A 16679-nucleotide genomic window follows, 5' to 3' on the forward strand; every position below is an offset into this window, starting at 1 on the left:
AAATATTTCTGGTTCAGTATTGGATTGTGAATACAAACATTGCTTTTATAGAATCTATCGTTACCTGCCCTCATTGCCAAGCTTCAGAGGCTATCAATAGTGAGCATGGTGCATCTCAGCACTTATACCGCTGCCGCTCCTGTAGCGCTATCTTGAAGCCAAAATCTGGCGATTGCTGCATTTTGTGTAGCTTCGGAAATCGCGATTGTTCTAGCTCAGAGCAAAACCTAGCAGCCTAGAAAGGGCTCACCTATCCCAGCCACAAAGGCTTGCTGTTGATTTCATCAAGATGTCATGGTTTTTACATAAAATAGACATAATTGATACAGCATTCCATTTTTGGGGAGTATTTTGGCTAGCAATCCCGTAGATCCGTTAGTTCATTCAGCAGACCTTGTTGCTGCGGTTGATTTGGGGTCGAATAGTTTTCGCATGCTGGTAGCTCAAGCGGTAAACACGCCCTCCGGCACTCAGTTGCGCCCTATAGACACCTTGCGTGAAACAGTCCGCTTGGCTGCTGGCCTTACTGAAAATAAATTACTTGGCAATGATGCTTATCAGCGTGGCTTGATTGCTATTCGACGTTTTGGTGAGCGTATTCGTGGCTTTGATCCCGCCAATGTTCGGGCGGTGGCAACCAATACTTTGCGAGTTGCCAAAAATTCTCAACAATTCATAGAGGATGCAGAAGAGGCATTAGGTTTTCCAATTGAAGTGATTGCTGGTGTAGAAGAGGCGCGACTCATCTACATAGGGGCAGCGCATGAGGTTCCAGCCGTTCAAGGCAATAGACTCGTGATTGACATTGGTGGTGGTTCTACTGAATTCATTATTGGCAAAGGCTATGAGCCAAAGCTGATGGAAAGCCTCTATATTGGCTGCGTCTCTCATAGCATGCGCTTTTTCCCTAAAGGAAATATCGATGCCCACGCCTTTAAAGAGGCTGAGTTGGCGGCTCGCCGTGAAATACAGGTGATTTCGGGTGCTTATTTAAAAAGCGGTTGGAAGCAGGTTATTGGCTCTTCTGGCACTGCTAGAGCTTTAGCTGATCTCATTGGGAACAATCACTTCAATGGAAGTAGTGATGGCTTAACGATGGGCCGCGTCAATAGCGCAAGTGGAATCATTACCCGCGAGGGTTTGAAGAATCTCAAAAAACACCTGCTGAAATATGAACATGTAAATCAAGTCGAGCTAGAGGGTCTGAAGGACGATAGAAGATCAGTGTGGCCTGGTGGTTTGGCGATTATGTTGGCAGCATTTGATGAATTGGGCATTGAAGAAATGGAAGTAACCGATGCTGCATTACGTAGCGGGGTCTTATACGACTTGCTTGGTCGATCACAACACCACGATATGCGCTATGTCACCGTAGAGCAATTTATGCAACGCTATACCGTCGATCGAGAGCAGGCTGATCGGGTTGGTAAATTGGCTGCTGATTTTTTACAGCAATTACCAAAACCGGAATCGGAGAGTAGGGCTGACAACATCGCCTTATTGCAGTGGACAGCTAATTTGCATGAAATTGGCTTATCAATCTCCCACAATGGCTATCACAAACATTCCGCTTATATTGCGGGCAACGCCGATATGCCTGGTTTTTCTAAGAATGACCAGGCAAGACTTGCGGCTTTACTCATTGGGCATACTGGCAAATTAGGAAAGCTGGCGAATAACGCTAGCTTTGAAGACTGGCGCATGCTCTTTTGTTTGCGTCTTGCCCAAGTACTTTGTCGTGGTCGAAATGATGCCAATTTTCCCAAGGTAAAAGTTTCTGAGCATGACAGTTCGTATTTAGTTAGCCTATCCAAGGAATGGATTGCCGAGCATCCCTTGACGGAATTTAGTCTTCTGAAAGAAGCGGCAGAATGGGAAAGGGTCGGGCGCTCTTATCAAGTCAGCTTTAAGTAGATATCAAGATCAGAACAAAAAGCCACTTCGATACGAAGTGGCTTTTTTCTTAAGAGCTTCTACTTGAAGCTTACAGACCTAAAAAATGCTTTGCATAGCGCGGGTTGATTTCTGAAAGGCGCAGCATAGTCAATAAGTCAGCCGTATTGAAGTCTGGATCCCAGGCTGGGGCGCTACAAATTTTTGCCCCAAGTTTTAGGTAGCCCTTGATTAATGGTGGGGGCTGTACATCTAAGCCGCCATTCAATTTTTCTAGGGGTAAAGGGAGTCGCGGGAAGGCGTGGAATTCTGTTGGCGCCATTTGATCATTGCCCAGGGAGTTATAGAGGCTCGCTGCAAAGTGACCACCATCAGCCATCGGAATGCTAGCGCAGCCCAGCATAATTTCATACCCATTCTTTTGCATGTACTGAGCCAGGCCACTCCAAAGGGCCATAATGACTGCGCCTGAGCGATAGTCTTGGTGAACGCAAGATCTGCCCAACTCAACCAATTTAGGGCGAAGGTGGTTAATACGGGTTAGATCAAATTCAGAATCAGAATAAAGGCGACCGATTTCTTGGGCCTTGTGTGGCGGTAGTACGCGGTAGGTGCCAACTACTTTCAGGCTATCTTGATCACGAATCAATAGATGATCGCAATAGGAATCGAATTCATCAACATCTAAGCCTTCTGCGTTCTTGGGGAGATTAGCACCCATTTCTTCAGCGAATACTTTATAGCGCAATCTTTGTGCTTCTTTAATCTCGCCTGGTGTACTTGCCCAAACAATTTGAAATGCCAGTTTTTTAGGCTTATCGATCTGAACGGCAGGAATGGATTCTACTTCTCTGAGTTCAGCTCTTGTCTTTGTCACAAACTTCTTGCCAAAAAACTTCTTGGCCAACTTTTTAGAGAGTTTTTTAAGTGGGTTTGGCCTATTTCTTTTTAAGGCTTTGACTTTCTTAGGGGTGAAAATCTCAAATGAACCAATTGGATTAGGGATGTCAGACATGGCTGGCCTTAGTATGTGATTAAAGTGTTAGAAGCAAGGGGATGCAGACTGCAGCCCAGAGTAGAGCGGCCACAAATAGTGCAAGCATGACGGCAGCGCTACCAAAATCTTTCGCCCTCTTAGAGAGATCGTGGTGGTCGAACGAGATTCGATCGATAGCCGCTTCTACGCTGGAGTTCAATAGTTCAATAACGAGCACCATCATCAAGGAAGAGATTAGTAATGATTTCTCTAATAGTGTTATCGGTAACAAGAGGGCAACTGGTGTTAATAAGACAAATAAAGTGAGCTCTTGTCTAAAGGCACTTTCCTCCATGAATGCATAAACTAAGCCGCACCAAGAGTTCTTGGCTGCATGCCATGCTCTGGCAAGACCTCGATTGCCCTTATGGGGATTTTGATCTATGTGATATGGAGAGTTCAAGCTGGATTTTCTTTAGGCTAGTGCTGTTGCGTGAACTTCTGTAGTTGGTACGGGCTTGAGGTGATTGGCAAATTGCTCAGAAGCAGCTCTCCATGAGAATTTCTCGGCGTGTGCGCGTGCTGCTTCACGGGGAATCTTGAGAGCCTGCATGCAAGCTTCACGAAGATCTTCATTCATAGCGCCTGAATTAGAATTTCCCAGCACATCAATAGGGCCGGTTACTGGGTAAGCTGCTACTGGAGTGCCACATGCCATGGCCTCGAGTAACACCAGGCCAAATGTATCGGTTTTACTAGGAAATACAAATACATCTGCCGCCGCGTAGACTTTTGCTAACTCATGCTGCTGTAGCACTCCCAGATAGTTCACTTCTGGGTATTTTTCTTTTATGCCAGCCATTGCTGGACCGTCTCCTACCACCCACTTCGAACCTGGCAAATCAATCTCTAAAAATGCGTTGATATTTTTCTCAACAGCAACTCGACCCACATATAAAAAGATGGGATGTGCGGTATTTAAGGCTTTTGAATCCTGCATCTTAAAAATATCTAGATCAACGCCTCTTGACCACAACACCACATTATCTAGACCATAGGCCTCTAGATCATCCTTAACTACAATTGTTGGGGCCATAACAGCCATTGACGGTTTATGAAACCAGCGAATAAATGCATAAGTAATTGCTAAAGGAATGCCGGTACGCGCTTTGACGTATTCCGGAAAGCGGGTGTGATATGCGGTAGAAAATGGCAGGCGATTTTTGACTGCGTAGGCACGAGCCGATAAGCCTAGAGGGCCTTCAGTAGCAATATGCATCGCATCAGGAGCAAACTCTTTAATGCGGCGAGCTACCTCTTTGCCTGGGAATAATGAGAGTGCGATATCGGGATAGGTGGGGCAGGGGATTGATTTAAATCCGTTTGGAGTAATCATCTCCACTTCATGTCCCATAGCGGTTAATTCAGTGCGGGTTTGTTTCAAGGTTCTAACAACGCCGTTAACTTGTGGATCCCATGCATCCGTAATAATCATAATTTTCATAGCACAGCCTCTTTAATGAGTGATTCGATAGTGGGTTGAAGGGTGATTTGAGGTGACTCAACTGGCTCACCCTTGATCTGTGTCCAGTGAATGATTTTGAGTTCACCTGTTTGTGTTTCAACTAGGGCTGTTAGACTCTCGACCCAATCACCATCGTTGCAATACAGCAGGCCATCAATCTCACGAATTTCTGCTTTGTGAATATGTCCGCATACCACGCCATCACAGCCTCTTAGGCGAGCCTCCCTGGCCATAATGTGCTCAAAGTCGGCGATATAGCTGACAGCATTCTTGACTTGGTGCTTCAGATATTGAGATAGCGACCAATACTGCAATCCCATCTTGGCGCGGACCATATTGAAGTAACGATTCACGTAAAGAATGAACGAATACAGGTTGTCGCCAACGTAAGCAAGCCACTTGGCGTATTGCATCACGCCATCAAACTGATCGCCATGCGTTACCCATAGTTTTCTGCCGTCCGCGGTTGTATGAATCACTTCTTCAACTACCTTGACATCGCCAAAAGAAAGTCCAAAGAACTGTCTGGCGCTTTCATCATGATTTCCGGGTACGTAGATCACTTCGCTACCTTTGCGAGCTTTACGCAAGAGCTTTTGAACAACGTCATTATGTGATTGCGGCCAGTAGAAAGACTTCTTTAGTCTCCAGCCATCAATAATGTCACCAACTAGGTAGAATTTGTCTGCTTCGTTATGCTTTAGGAAATCGAGAAGGTAGTCTGCCTGACACCCTGATGTTCCTAGGTGTACGTCTGAAATCCAGATGGCTTTGTAATGCATCATGAAACAGTATTAAGCCTACTGAGTATGAAGCCGGTATGACAGTTCTAAGACAGTTTCATGACGATGCAATTATTTTTTACAATTGATTTATATTCTTAACTCATATGAGTCAGAATCAACCTTCGAAACATTCCCCTGTGCAATTTGGTGCAACTGCATGGTCATGGGTTTTAGTGTGGAGTCATGTGATTGCTGGATTGGCTACTCTATTTTTTCAGTTTCCATTTGCCACTCAGGAAACTAAAAATACGCATATTCAGAAATGGTCAAAAAGACTGTTATCTATCTTTGGCATTGAATTAAGATTTAGGAATCCAGAAATTCTTCCTACTACCCCCTACCTGCTGGCATCAAACCATATTTCTTGGATGGACATTCACGCTATCAATGCTTTTAAGCCTATTCGATTTGTAGCAAAGTCCGATGTAGAAGGTTGGCCCATATTTGGATGGATGGCCAAACAATTGGGTACGGTATTTATCAAACGCGATAACTCTCGCCATGGAAGGCATGTTGCGAACGAGGTGGCAAAGGTTCTCAAAACCCAGTCTGTCTGCATTTTTCCGGAGGGCACCTCCACGGTAGGTGAGGGCATCCTGCCATTCAAACCCAATTTATTTGAATCGGCTGTTATTGCTCAGGCTCCGGTCTATTCCTTGGCAATTGCCTATAGATCATTGGTATCGGGTGAGCGATGTGAAGTGGCAGCTTTTGTGGGTGATATGGGGTTGCTCGAATCCATGGCTAGGATCTTGAAGGATCGAAAGCTGGTTGTGGAGCTGACCTTCTTGCCACCCTCAGGAGCTAGTCCTGAGGCATCTAAAGACCGTAAGTGGCTAGCCTTACATAGCCAAGAGGCGATTTCTAATCAATTAAAGGGCAATCAGCTCTTGATGTAATAAATGTGTCATCATTTCTAGCTATAAATGGATCTCAGGAGTGGAAGCTGATGACATCAAAACATAACGAGATGGCCGAGTGGTATCGCCGTGCGCAAGAAGAGATTCTGGATAGCATGGATGAAGAGCTTGAGATGGAGCTTGACGACGATCGCCTATCTCCTGATGGCGATAGCAAATCCCAGATTCCACGTAATGTTTATTTCCGTGAGCTTTTTAGGCTCCAAGGCGAGTTAGTAAAGCTACAAGACTGGGTAGTAGAGAATAAGCTTAAGGTAGCAGTCCTATTTGAAGGGCGAGATTCTGCTGGTAAGGGCGGGGCCATTAAGCGCATTACCCAAAGACTGAATCCCCGAGTGTGTAAAGTAGTTGCCTTACCCGCACCCAACGAGCGCGAAAAGACGCAGTGGTACTTTCAACGATATATTTCACAGTTGCCTGCTGGCGGCGAAATTGTTCTCTTTGACCGCAGTTGGTACAACCGTGCTGGCGTTGAGAAGGTAATGGGTTTCTGTACTGATGATGAGTACGAAGAGTTTTTAAGAACGGTTCCCGATCTTGAGCGCATGATGATTAGTTCAGGCGTTATCTTAATCAAGTATTGGTTCTCCATTTCTGATGATGAGCAGTACAACCGCTTCATGATGCGCATTCACGACCCATTGAAGCAGTGGAAGCTAAGCCCAATGGACCTGGAGGCAAGAAGACTTTGGGAGGCCTACACAAAGGCCAAAGAAACCATGCTTGAGCGAACACATATCCCTGAAGCTCCATGGTGGGTAGTTGCAGCCAATGATAAGAAAAAGGCACGCCTCAACTGCATTACGCATTTACTGAATCAAATCCCTTATCAAGAGATTGATCACCCAGAGATTACTTTGCCAAAACGTGTTCATAACCCGGATTATCTGCGCGGGCCAGTGCCGCCTGAGATGTATGTTCCTGAAGTGTTCTAAGCGCTTATTTTTCGAGCTTAGATAGTTTGCCATCCCATTTGAAGACGATATCCTTATCGGCCTTTAGTAAGCTTTTATCTTTTCCTGGATACGAGACCCTTGATAGAATGTCTTGAATCATATTGATATGAGCTACTTTCTTATCGTTCGCTTTCACGACGATCCAAGGCGCATGCTTAGAGCTGGTTTTTTCTAGCATGTCATTCCTACACTTGCTATAGGCATTCCAATTTTGCTGCGCCTGTTGATCAATCGGGCTGATCTTCCATTGCTTAAGGGGGTCTTTAGACCTATCCGCAAGACGAACAGCCTGCTCTTTTTTAGAGATATCTAAATAGTATTTGAGAATAGTCATGCCTGAGCTGGCCAGAATGGACTCAAACTCATTTACGGTTCCCATGAAGTTGGCATACTGTGCCTTGGTGCAGAAATTCATCACCACCTCAACACCGGCGCGGTTGTACCAGCTGCGATTGAATAGAACAAACTCACCCTTCTTGGGGAGCTCGGCTACGTATCTTTGAAAGTACCATTCAGCAGATTCGCTATCAGATGGCTTTCCGAGGGCAACCACACGAGTTTCTCTGGGGCTTAAGTGCTGCGTAATGACTTTAATGGTGCCATCCTTGCCTGCCGTATCGCGGCCTTCAAGAATAACTAATATTTGATCGCCATTACTGATCAGACTATTTTGTAACTTTACCAACTCAATTTGCAATAAACGAAGTTGGTCATCATAGCTAGATTGCTCTAGCTTATTTTTGCCTTTTTGGCCCATTAGTTTGCTTCATTTGTATTGGCTGGCTTTGGAGCAGACGTCTTTTTGGCAGCAGCTTTTTTAGCAGGTGCTTTCTTCGCGGGAGTTTTCTTGGCAGCCGCTTTCTTTGCTGGTGCCTTCTTCGCAGGAACCTTTTTTGCTGCTACTTTCTTGGCTGGGGTCTTTTTAGGGGCTGCCTTTTTATCTAACTTATCCAATGCCTTAGCAAGCTTATCGATAAGCTTCTCTCTATCGGACTCTAATTTATCAAGTTTTTTTAATAGCTGTTTGACTAATTTCTTTTGGCTCATGCTGATTCCTGGGTAGATTGGTAATTGTTGTATTGATGTATCTCTTCGGTCAATCCTACGGTTTATTTTCTCTATTTTCAAGCATATGTGACACTTATATGTCAGTTTTGTGACATTGATGGTCATAAAGTTGACATATATATTTCCATATAATTGGAAATATGAAAAATCCTGATGCCATCAAAGCATTTCTCGCTCTAGGTCAAGAGACCCGCTTGAATATTTTTCGTTTGATAGTTCAGCGCGGAGATACTGGTTTAACACCTAGCGAGATTATTGAAAAACTAGGCATTGCTAATGCCACGCTCAGTTTTCATCTCAAAGAGCTGGTGGGCGCTGAATTATTGTCAGTAGAGCGTCAAAGTCGCAATCTCATATATCGACCCAATGCCAATTTGGTCCAAGAGTTAAGCGGGTTCTTGCTTGAAAACTGTTGCGGCGGCAAATCATGTGCTCCAGTTTCGATCTTTAAAAAGGCGAAGGCTAAATGAAGCGGTTCAACATTCTCTTTCTGTGTACTCATAATTCTGCTCGGTCTGTCTTGGGGGAGGCCATTGCTTCAATGCATCCTAGCGGTAGGTTCGTTGGCTACTCAGCAGGCTCAACTCCAGGAACCTCGATAAATCCATTTGCACGTGAGTTGGCTTTGCAGATGGGCTACGACGAATCTAAATTGCGCTCTAAGTCTTGGGATGAATTTGGTTTGCCAGATGCCCCAAAGATGGATTTCATTATTACGGTTTGTGACAATGCCGCTGGTGAAGTATGCCCATTTTGGCCTGGTAAACCGGCTACTGCCCACTGGGGCTTCCCGGACCCATCACAAGTGTCTGGCACGGATGACGATAAACGCCGCGCATTTAAAGAAGTCATGATTGGCTTAAAAAAGCGCATTGATCTGCTGGCGGATATGCCTTTGGATCGACTCAATTCACTCAGCCTTCAAGAAATTCATCACAAATTATGAGTACAGTTACCAGCAAACTTTCCTTTTTAGATCGATACCTTACTGTTTGGATTTTTACTGCTATGGCAGTAGGGATTGGCTTGGGATATTTTGTTCCGGGGGTAGAGGGGTTCATTAATTCCTTTCAATCTGGAACGACGAATATTCCAATCGCTATTGGATTGATATTGATGATGTATCCACCGTTTGCTAAGGTGAAGTACGAAGACTTACCTGACGTCTTCAGAGACAAGCGGATCTTTGGCTTAGCATTTTTGCTCAATTGGATTGTGGCACCTACCTTGATGTTCTTCCTGGCCATACTCTTTGTTCCTAATCAACCGGAATACATGGCTGGACTGATCTTGATTGGGATAGCGCCTTGTATCGCCATGGTGATTGTTTGGAACGACATTGCTAAAGGATCTACTGAGTATGCTGCAGGATTGGTAGCCTTTAATGCCGTCTTCCAAGTGCTGTTCTTTAGCTTATATGCCTATTTCTTCTTAACCGTTCTGCCGCCGTATTTTGGATTTGCGGGCTCTGTTGTCAACATCACGATTGGCGAGATCGCCAAGACGGTTGCCATCTATCTGGGGGTTCCTTGTGTTGCAGGATTCTTAACTAGATATATTGCTCTCAAATTTGTCTCAAAAGAGATATATCAAAATACTTTCGTTCCTAGAGTCGGTAAGCTCACTCTAGTGGCGCTGCTATTTACTATCGTCGTGATGTTTAGCTTGAAGGGAAAACTCATCCTTCAGTTGCCAATGGATGTGATTACCATCGCAATTCCATTGCTAGCCTTCTTTGTGGTGATGTTCTTACTGACATTCTTCATCACCATCAAAATGGGCATTGAGTACAAACGCTGCTGCACTTTATCGTTTACAGCATCTAGTAACAACTTCGAGTTAGCCATTGCAGTAGCAATTGCGGTATTTGGGATTAACTCTGGAGCAGCCTTTGCGGCAGTGATTGGGCCCTTGGTAGAAGTGCCCATCATGGTTGGGCTGGTATCGGTTGCTTTATGGCTTAAGGATGAGTTCTTTCAGGCCTAAAACCTATGATTAGGGCCGCCAAATGGGGTTTATATTCAAAATTGTGCCCAAATAAAGAGGATTAGCCCTGGAGGGAATGTAGAATCAGATTTCCTTATTTACAGAAAGCGTCATCCGCATGTCTACCTCTATTACTCTCAAGTTTTGGCGTTATATTTCCCTGAGTTTCTTGGCATTAGTAACGCTTGGTTTGGTTGCCTGTGGTGGCGGTAGTGATAGTGGCAGTGGTTCTGCTGTCGCAACTCCGAGCGTCTTTTATGTTGTGAGCAACACTAACGATTCTGGCGCTGGATCCTTGCGTGAGGCTATTACCTCAGTTAATAGTTCATCTAGCACCCAATATTCAGGTATTACTTTTTCTGTAGCGGGTGTAATCACCCTTGCAAGCGATTTGCCTGCTATTACAAAGAAAGTATTAATTGATGGCGGTACTGCTCCTGGGTATGTAGCCGGCAATACCACTACTGCGCCATTAGTTGCGGTGAACTTCAATAACGTTGCTTCAGGTTTTACGTTTAATAGTGGTTCAGCGGGTTCTGGCATTTATGCTTTGTCAATCATTGGATCTAATTCAAATGGCATTACCTTAAATGCGGGCAATATCGTTTTATTAAGAAACTACATCGGCCTTAACTTAAGTGGTGCGGCTGCTGGCAATGCAAAAGACGGTATTTATATTTCCGCTTCTTCTACTAACAACGTTATTGGCACAAACCCAAACAGTATCTCTGGTCTTTACTCTAATGTGATTTCCGGTAATACGCAGAATGGTATCCAGATCTATGGCAGCGCAGGCAACAAGATTCAGGCAAATGCCATTGGTACCAATCCAGCAGGCACAGCTAAGATTGCTAACGGTTTTAACGGTATCTATGTAACTTATTATGCGGTTGATAACACTATTGGCGGTACTGCTTATGTCAATTCCGCTACTGGGCAAACTAATAACCCAACGGGTAACAAGGGCACAGTTCCGATTGTTTCAATTGCTCCGCCATTAGGTAATCTGATTTCCGGTAATTCTCGCAATGGAGTGCTTATTGATGGCGGTTCGGAGTTAACGGTATTAAGCGGCAACTTTATCGGTACTAATAACGTTGGTACTGCAGCTGTTAGCAATACTTTAGATGGTGTATTGATTCGCAATGCGAATAATAATCAACTGATTGGTTGTACTTTTGAAGACAACCCATTTATTTATTACAACGTATTGAGCGGCAATGGAGGCAATGGTTTGCATATAGCCGACTCCAATGCAATTTTGGTCCAGGCTAACTTCTTTGGCGCTGGTGCAAACAATGCATCCATGGTTCCAAATGGCGGCCACGGCATCTTGGTTGACGGTAGCTCTGCAGGCGTTCAGGTTGGCGGTGTAATCCCGCTGGGTAACGTGTCAGCTGGCAATACGCTTGATGGTATTAAGGTTTCAGGAACTGCTAGTGGCTTTACCACCTTTAATACCTTTGGTGGTTTGTACGCCTTTCAGGGTGCCGCTCCCAATGGTGGAAACGGGATCACAATTGATTCTACTGGCGGTAACAATTTAGTTCGCACTAACGTATTCTCTGGAAATATGCATCATGGCATTGAGATTTCTGGAAACGCATCTGGTGTTACTGTCGATCCTAACGTGGTTGGCCTGAATACTGAAGGTACGGGTGCTCTTGCTAATGGACCTGGTGCCAATGGTGCTGGTAACGGCGGTAGCGGGGTTTACATTGCGGGAACTGCCCATGGGAACTATATTGGCGGTTACAACAATTCTGTTATTCCGCAAAATACCTTCTCTGGCAACGCAAGATTCGGTATTGAAATTATCGGCACTGCAAATAACAATACTGTATTTAACTCTGTAATCGGCCTTGGAACCACTCAGGTTTCCGCTTTTGGTAATGGGCTGGGTGGTATTTATATTGGCGGAGGAAGTAACAATAACTCTGTTATCGCTTATACACCTTCCAGTTCATACACTGCTATGTCTAGTGTGATCAGCGGAAATACAGGGGACGGCGTTCTTATTGCTGATACTGCATTTAACAATACCGTTCAAGGAAATTACTTTGGTTACGGTAAACGTTCTATTGTCGGTAATTTGGTTGCGGGGCTATTTCCCAATACATTACTTCCGATTCGTGTAACAAGTTCTGGTTCGGGTAATGTGACCACCCCAAATAATCCTTAATGTAACCCTTGATATAGAATTTTCTTAAGTTGTTGTTGATTTATAAAAGCCAACCAGTCGCCGATTAGTTGGCTTTTTATTTTCCAGTACCTTAGGGTGAAAAGTGAACAAGCGATGAAAAATTATCTAATTGCTCTATTGGTAACGGCGGTGTTATCAACTGCTGCTTTCGCACAAATGCCACCCCAAATGATGTTGCAACAAGGGATCCCCAGACCGCCTCAAGGGGGCATGATGCGAGATGATCCCCACAGACCCATCGATCAAATTAGTCGCGGTCTTGGTGTGACGCCAGATCAATTTAGGGCTTGCTTTAATAATGTCAATCCGGCGCCTCAAGGGTCTTTGCCTGGCTCCAATCAGAAGCATGCCAATAAGCAAGTGCTTTTAAGCTGTCTGCAACGAGCCAATCCAGGTATTACCAATAACAGCCTTGATGCAGTGATGGACCAATATCGGCCTGGGGGTAGGGCGGCTCAGTAATTAGGGTGCCCTAGGATAGAATCAACCTATCCCTTACTTTTAGGCGGCATTGAAAATGGTACGTCATTACTTAGTGGTTTTTCTAGGCCTGATGTTAGCGGCCTGCTCAACACCAGTCAGTCAGTTTGGTGTGTACAAACAATCTGATGGCACGGTTGGTGTTCATGCACCAAAAGATGCAAAAGAAAATGAAGCGCAGGAAGTAGCGCTAGAGGAATGTAAAAAACAAGGGAAGAGAACTGCGACGATTGTAGAAAGCAGAAAAACGGTCAATGACCGTTTTCCCTTAACTTACATCTATCTTTGCAGATAGTGGCGATTAGTTAGTTCGCCATTGATTGGCTCTTAGCTAAGCAACCATTTCTTAATCGACTTATTGACGCACATTGCATCTAAAGCAAGACCAAAGAATTCAGATCCATTGGTAACCATGCTCTCGATTGCTTCCACTTTGCCAGACTTAATGCCACGCAAATAAGTTGCTGCACGGTAGCGCAAGAAATGCTCAGTTACACCATCTTCATTCTCGGTTGGACAGATTTCTAGGTTGCCATAGCGAGTTTCTGGGTTGATGTTAAGAACAGCAAGACTCAAGGCCCCAACCAATTTCTCGGGTACTGGGATTGGAACATAAGAATAGAGGGAGATCATCATTTCCTCTTCATCTACTTCAATGATGTGATCAATATCCAGTACATCTTTTTCAGTTAACTCTGTCTCGCCAGAATCGCCACCACCAAATGTAGACTCAAACTGCAATATCGCAGTATTGCTGCCTTTGGAGATCTCGATCATGTCAGGGTAGCCAAGCAAGCCTTTCCACCAATACATCAGCGAGAAGGTGCAGGGTTTTACTTCAACCATTCCCTTGTTAGTGGATTTCGCAAAATACAGACCGTAAAACTCATCATCTTGCTCAAGACCATATTGGTCTACCTTAGGAGATTTAGATGAAGCTGGTTTTGCAGTCTTTTTTGTAGCTTTCTTAGCTGCGGGCTTTTTGGCCGCAGGTTTCTTTGACGCTAATTTTTTAACTGCTACTTTTTTGGTAGCAGGCTTCTTTGCGGCCACTTTCTTGGCTGCTGGTTTTTTCACTACCTTTTTGACTGTCTTTTTGCTTGCTACTTTTTTAGCGGCAACCTTCTTGACGGCTTTTTTTGCAGGGGCTTTTTTTACCACCTTGGTAGCTACTTTCTTTTTTGCTGGAGACTTCTTTGTAGCCATGGTTTATTACCCTTCTTTCGGTAGTTATCGTGCTTAAGGCACTATCTGATATTACTGCAAATTCTCTCGGGAATTCGCTTTTTCTATATGGGGTTTCTCCTGCGGATTGCAAGGGTGGGGATGAAATAAATAGATGGCGGAAGGCATTGTTCTTGGGATACGGGGTTGCTACACTAAAAGCGTGAATTTTTGTGCAACCTAAATATCAAGAGGACCTATGTTTCCTGAATATCGCGAACTCATCACCAAGTTGAAAACGTCAGATCGTCATTTCTCGCATTTATTTGATAAGCACAATAATTTAGATCAAAAGATCCAAAAAATGGAAGCCCATTCAGAGCCGAGCACTCCAGAAGAAATTGAGACCTTGAAAAAGGAAAAGCTCCTTTTGAAGGACCAGATTTATGCCGTCCTTAAAAAGGCAGGCGCTTAAGTTTCTGTGGAATTAGAAAAGGCCTAGATTCCTGTAAAACTAGGCTTTTTTCAGGAAGCAGGCCTTGAGTAGCATATTGCCTGCTTCTGTTTTGCAATCAACTTCGTGATCGCCGGATACCAGACGAATCCCTTTAATCTTGGTGCCGACCTTCAGGGTGGTGGAAGAGCCTTTGACCTTGAGGTCCTTAATGAGGGTGACAGTATCGCCATCCGCTAAAAGATTGCCATTGGCATCTTTCACGATGAGGCCAGCTTCAGCCTCTTCTGCAGCAGCCATGGGCCATTCATGTCCGCACTGGGCGCAAACATAGTTTTCACCATCAGGGTAGGTCATATCTTCCTGGCAAGCAGGACACTTCGGTAGATTATCTGTACTCATGCCTTCATTTTAATCCAAGGGTGGCTGGTCTTGGCTCATAGTCAGTAGTGGATTTAGAATGGTTAGGTGAATAAAACCCTGAAGATTTCTCTGATTGCTTTTATGGCTTGCCTTGCTACGGCAGTTCTCGGTGGCTGGTATGCGGCATCCTCGATTGATCCGGCGCAATTAACCAGACTCCTCAGTTCTTCAGTCAAAGATGCTACTGGACGCGAGCTGAAAATCGCTGGGCCAGTAAGCCTGAGTCTTTTCCCATCGATCAGCGTCAAAGCTGAACAGGTGTCTTTGAGTAATGCTTCATGGGCAAACAATCCCGATCTGTTTACATTCAAGCATATTGAGTTAGATATTCGATTATTTCCGTTGTTGAAAGGTAGCGTTGAAATCAGCAGGATAGGTATCAGTGGGCTAGAGGCAAACTTACAAACCAATAATGCTGGAGAGGGTAATTGGAATCTCACGCCGCCTGCGCTGCCTGCCAACGGGCCGGGGGCGCAATCAGTAAGTGGTGATTCTTCTGATAACGTACTTGTGTCTATTAAGACTGTTGATGTTGTGGATGCCCGTATCAATTATCAGGACAGAGAAAAAGTAGCCACTCCAATTAGCATGCCTAAACTTTCTTTAGATGGTGGCGATGGTAAATCTACGATTCTGGTAGATGTTCAGCGCGCTAACTACACCTTGAGCCTAAAAGGTAAAACGACTTCACTGCGCAATGCTTACTTTGCCTGGAATCAATTCCCAGTCAAAATAGATCTCGATTTAGTCCTAACCTTAAATGGTAAGTCGCTTGCAATTACGGGAGACATTGATAAAAAGCCAAATCTATTGCCAAAATTCAATATCAATCTCAATTCAAAATCCTTTGATTTAGTGCCTTTAGCTGGTTCTGCAGCTATAGCTGGATCAGCTGGAAAAAATTCAAAAGCGTCCATACACAAGGCCCAAGGAAAGTATTTGTTCTCCGATGACGCGCTACCTTTTGATCTTTTGCCTTTAGCTGATGGCCTGATTCATATCAATATTGCTGAGCTTGGGATTCCGCATCAGGCCCCATTTACTAACTTCAAAACAACACTGCAATTTCAGAAGGATAGAATTGATGCGAGCGATGTCAGCTTTAATGTAGGTAAGGGAAGCGCCCAAGCGCAGCTTTCTATTACTCAGTTCGCCAGCCTTGCACCCAAGGTTTCTGTGAAGGGTATTGCTAAAGACTTTTCCCTAGAGCAGGTGATTGCTGTCACTGATTCAAGTGCCCGAGTTTCGGGTGGCGATACGAAAGTAGCCTGGAACTTACAGGGCAGCGGTATGAGCCTTCATCAAATGGCAAGTCGAGCTAATGGCGCTATTCAGATTTCAGTAGGACAAAGCAAGCTTGATTCCAAATTTATTAACAAGGGCGGAGACTTTGTTATTACCGTAGTGGATGCAATTAATCCGATGTACAAGAAATCCAATCAAACTACTTTAGATTGTGCGGTTGCCTACTTACCCATTAATAGTGGGATGGTCAATATTCAGAATTCAGTTGGAGTTGAGACCGATCGTCTCGATATCACTCTGGCGGGCACCATCAATCTCGCAAACGAGGCGCTTAATATCAGCATTAACCCAAGAGAAAAATCAGGCCTTACAACGGGTCTTGATTTGGGTGGCCTTGTCAAAATTGAGGGAACCCTGAAAAACCCGCAGGCCGGAGTGAATAAGGCGGGGGTGGTGAATAGCGCCGTCTCAATTGGACTAGGCTTCTTAACCGGCGGTATTAGTATCGCAGCGGAAAATGCTAAATCATTGGCGACCAAGTCGCAACCCTGTAAAACAGCGCTGCACTCTTGGTCTGATATCTATCCTGCAAGCAAGTAAG

20 protein-coding genes are annotated in these 16679 nt (G+C 44.6%); 12 read left to right on the plus strand and 8 right to left on the minus strand.

Annotated elements, in window-relative coordinates; all coding sequences use genetic code 11:
- Positions 1 to 26: 26 nt before the first annotated feature.
- Positions 27 to 239: a GDCCVxC domain-containing (seleno)protein gene (locus ICN39_RS11220; protein WP_370623702.1), complete on the plus strand. Its 213-nt coding sequence runs from the start codon at positions 27 to 29 to the stop codon at positions 237 to 239.
- Between the two features lie 112 nt (positions 240 to 351).
- A complete protein-coding gene (gene ppx / locus ICN39_RS07070; RefSeq protein ID WP_216233351.1) occupies positions 352 to 1914 on the plus strand; it encodes an exopolyphosphatase in 1563 nt (520 codons plus the stop codon).
- Positions 1915 to 1984: 70 nt separating this feature from the next.
- On the opposite strand, the gene ICN39_RS07075 is transcribed toward ppx, so the two are convergent.
- From ICN39_RS07075 to ICN39_RS07090, 4 genes are read right to left on the minus strand one after another with little or no spacing between them, the layout of a single operon-like run.
- Positions 1985 to 2908, minus strand: a complete 924-nt coding sequence (locus tag ICN39_RS07075) for a GNAT family N-acyltransferase (RefSeq protein ID WP_216233352.1) — start codon at positions 2906 to 2908, stop codon at positions 1985 to 1987.
- A gap of 19 nt (positions 2909 to 2927) precedes the next feature.
- Positions 2928 to 3332, minus strand: coding sequence for a diacylglycerol kinase (locus ICN39_RS07080; protein ID WP_216233353.1), 405 nt, complete (start codon positions 3330 to 3332; stop codon positions 2928 to 2930).
- Positions 3333 to 3344: 12 nt separating this feature from the next.
- Positions 3345 to 4373 carry a glycosyltransferase family 1 protein gene (locus ICN39_RS07085; RefSeq protein ID WP_216233354.1) on the minus strand — a complete coding sequence of 343 codons (1029 nt, stop codon included), beginning with the start codon at positions 4371 to 4373 and terminating at the stop codon, positions 3345 to 3347.
- Positions 4370 to 5179 (minus strand): UDP-2,3-diacylglucosamine diphosphatase, encoded by an 810-nt coding sequence (locus ICN39_RS07090; protein WP_370623703.1) that lies wholly within the window; start codon positions 5177 to 5179, stop codon positions 4370 to 4372. The genes ICN39_RS07085 and ICN39_RS07090 overlap by 4 nt, the downstream gene beginning before the upstream one ends.
- Positions 5180 to 5283: 104 nt before the next feature.
- Here ICN39_RS07090 and ICN39_RS07095 point away from each other — a divergent pair, with 104 nt between their 5' ends.
- A complete protein-coding gene (locus tag ICN39_RS07095; RefSeq protein WP_216233355.1) occupies positions 5284 to 6078 on the plus strand; it encodes a 1-acyl-sn-glycerol-3-phosphate acyltransferase in 795 nt (264 codons plus the stop codon).
- A 50-nt stretch (positions 6079 to 6128) separates the two neighbouring features.
- Positions 6129 to 7034: a polyphosphate kinase 2 gene (gene ppk2 / locus ICN39_RS07100; protein ID WP_216233356.1), complete on the plus strand. Its 906-nt coding sequence runs from the start codon at positions 6129 to 6131 to the stop codon at positions 7032 to 7034.
- Positions 7035 to 7038: 4 nt separating this feature from the next.
- Here ppk2 (ICN39_RS07100) and ppk2 (ICN39_RS07105) read toward each other — a convergent pair whose 3' ends face one another.
- Positions 7039 to 7812: a polyphosphate kinase 2 gene (gene ppk2, locus ICN39_RS07105; protein WP_216233357.1), complete on the minus strand. Its 774-nt coding sequence runs from the start codon at positions 7810 to 7812 to the stop codon at positions 7039 to 7041.
- The gene (locus tag ICN39_RS07110; protein WP_216233358.1) at positions 7812 to 8102 is read right to left on the minus strand and encodes a serine/threonine protein kinase; all 291 of its coding nucleotides are present in this window, start codon (positions 8100 to 8102) and stop codon (positions 7812 to 7814) included. Before ICN39_RS07110 ends, ppk2 (ICN39_RS07105) begins: the two co-directional genes overlap by 1 nt.
- A 161-nt stretch (positions 8103 to 8263) precedes the next feature.
- Between ICN39_RS07110 and ICN39_RS07115 the strand changes: the two genes are divergently transcribed.
- The 6 genes from ICN39_RS07115 to ICN39_RS07140 all read left to right on the plus strand — a co-directional run bounded on the left by ICN39_RS07115 (position 8264) and on the right by ICN39_RS07140 (position 13087).
- Complete coding sequence (locus ICN39_RS07115; RefSeq protein ID WP_216233359.1) at positions 8264 to 8593, plus strand: helix-turn-helix transcriptional regulator; 330 nt, start codon at positions 8264 to 8266, stop codon at positions 8591 to 8593.
- On the plus strand, positions 8590 to 9069 hold the full coding sequence (locus ICN39_RS07120; protein WP_216233360.1) for an arsenate reductase ArsC: 480 nt from the start codon (positions 8590 to 8592) through the stop codon (positions 9067 to 9069). The genes ICN39_RS07115 and ICN39_RS07120 overlap by 4 nt, the downstream gene beginning before the upstream one ends.
- Positions 9066 to 10109, plus strand: coding sequence for an ACR3 family arsenite efflux transporter (gene arsB / locus ICN39_RS07125; protein ID WP_216233361.1), 1044 nt, complete (start codon positions 9066 to 9068; stop codon positions 10107 to 10109). The genes ICN39_RS07120 and arsB overlap by 4 nt, the downstream gene beginning before the upstream one ends.
- A gap of 118 nt (positions 10110 to 10227) precedes the next feature.
- A complete protein-coding gene (locus tag ICN39_RS07130) occupies positions 10228 to 12291 on the plus strand; it encodes a NosD domain-containing protein (protein WP_216233362.1) in 2064 nt (687 codons plus the stop codon).
- A 114-nt stretch (positions 12292 to 12405) separates the two neighbouring features.
- Complete coding sequence (locus ICN39_RS07135; protein WP_216233363.1) at positions 12406 to 12774, plus strand: hypothetical protein; 369 nt, start codon at positions 12406 to 12408, stop codon at positions 12772 to 12774.
- A 55-nt stretch (positions 12775 to 12829) separates the two neighbouring features.
- The gene (locus tag ICN39_RS07140; protein ID WP_216233364.1) at positions 12830 to 13087 is read left to right on the plus strand and encodes a hypothetical protein; all 258 of its coding nucleotides are present in this window, start codon (positions 12830 to 12832) and stop codon (positions 13085 to 13087) included.
- Between the two features lie 32 nt (positions 13088 to 13119).
- Here ICN39_RS07140 and ICN39_RS07145 read toward each other — a convergent pair whose 3' ends face one another.
- Positions 13120 to 13998 carry a hypothetical protein gene (locus ICN39_RS07145; protein WP_216233365.1) on the minus strand — a complete coding sequence of 293 codons (879 nt, stop codon included), beginning with the start codon at positions 13996 to 13998 and terminating at the stop codon, positions 13120 to 13122.
- 217 nt (positions 13999 to 14215) lie between these two features.
- Between ICN39_RS07145 and ICN39_RS07150 the strand changes: the two genes are divergently transcribed.
- Positions 14216 to 14431, plus strand: coding sequence for a YdcH family protein (locus ICN39_RS07150; protein WP_216233366.1), 216 nt, complete (start codon positions 14216 to 14218; stop codon positions 14429 to 14431).
- 39 nt (positions 14432 to 14470) lie between these two features.
- Here the strand turns inward: ICN39_RS07150 and ICN39_RS07155 are convergent, their stop codons facing one another.
- Positions 14471 to 14812, minus strand: coding sequence for a zinc ribbon domain-containing protein YjdM (locus ICN39_RS07155; protein WP_216233367.1), 342 nt, complete (start codon positions 14810 to 14812; stop codon positions 14471 to 14473).
- Positions 14813 to 14878: 66 nt separating this feature from the next.
- Here ICN39_RS07155 and ICN39_RS07160 point away from each other — a divergent pair, with 66 nt between their 5' ends.
- Positions 14879 to 16678, plus strand: a complete 1800-nt coding sequence (locus ICN39_RS07160) for an AsmA family protein (RefSeq protein WP_216233368.1) — start codon at positions 14879 to 14881, stop codon at positions 16676 to 16678.
- Position 16679 lies beyond the last annotated feature (1 nt).

It is taken from the genome of Polynucleobacter sp. AP-Reno-20A-A9 (assembly GCF_018882085.1).
GTDB lineage: Bacteria > Pseudomonadota > Gammaproteobacteria > Burkholderiales > Burkholderiaceae > Polynucleobacter.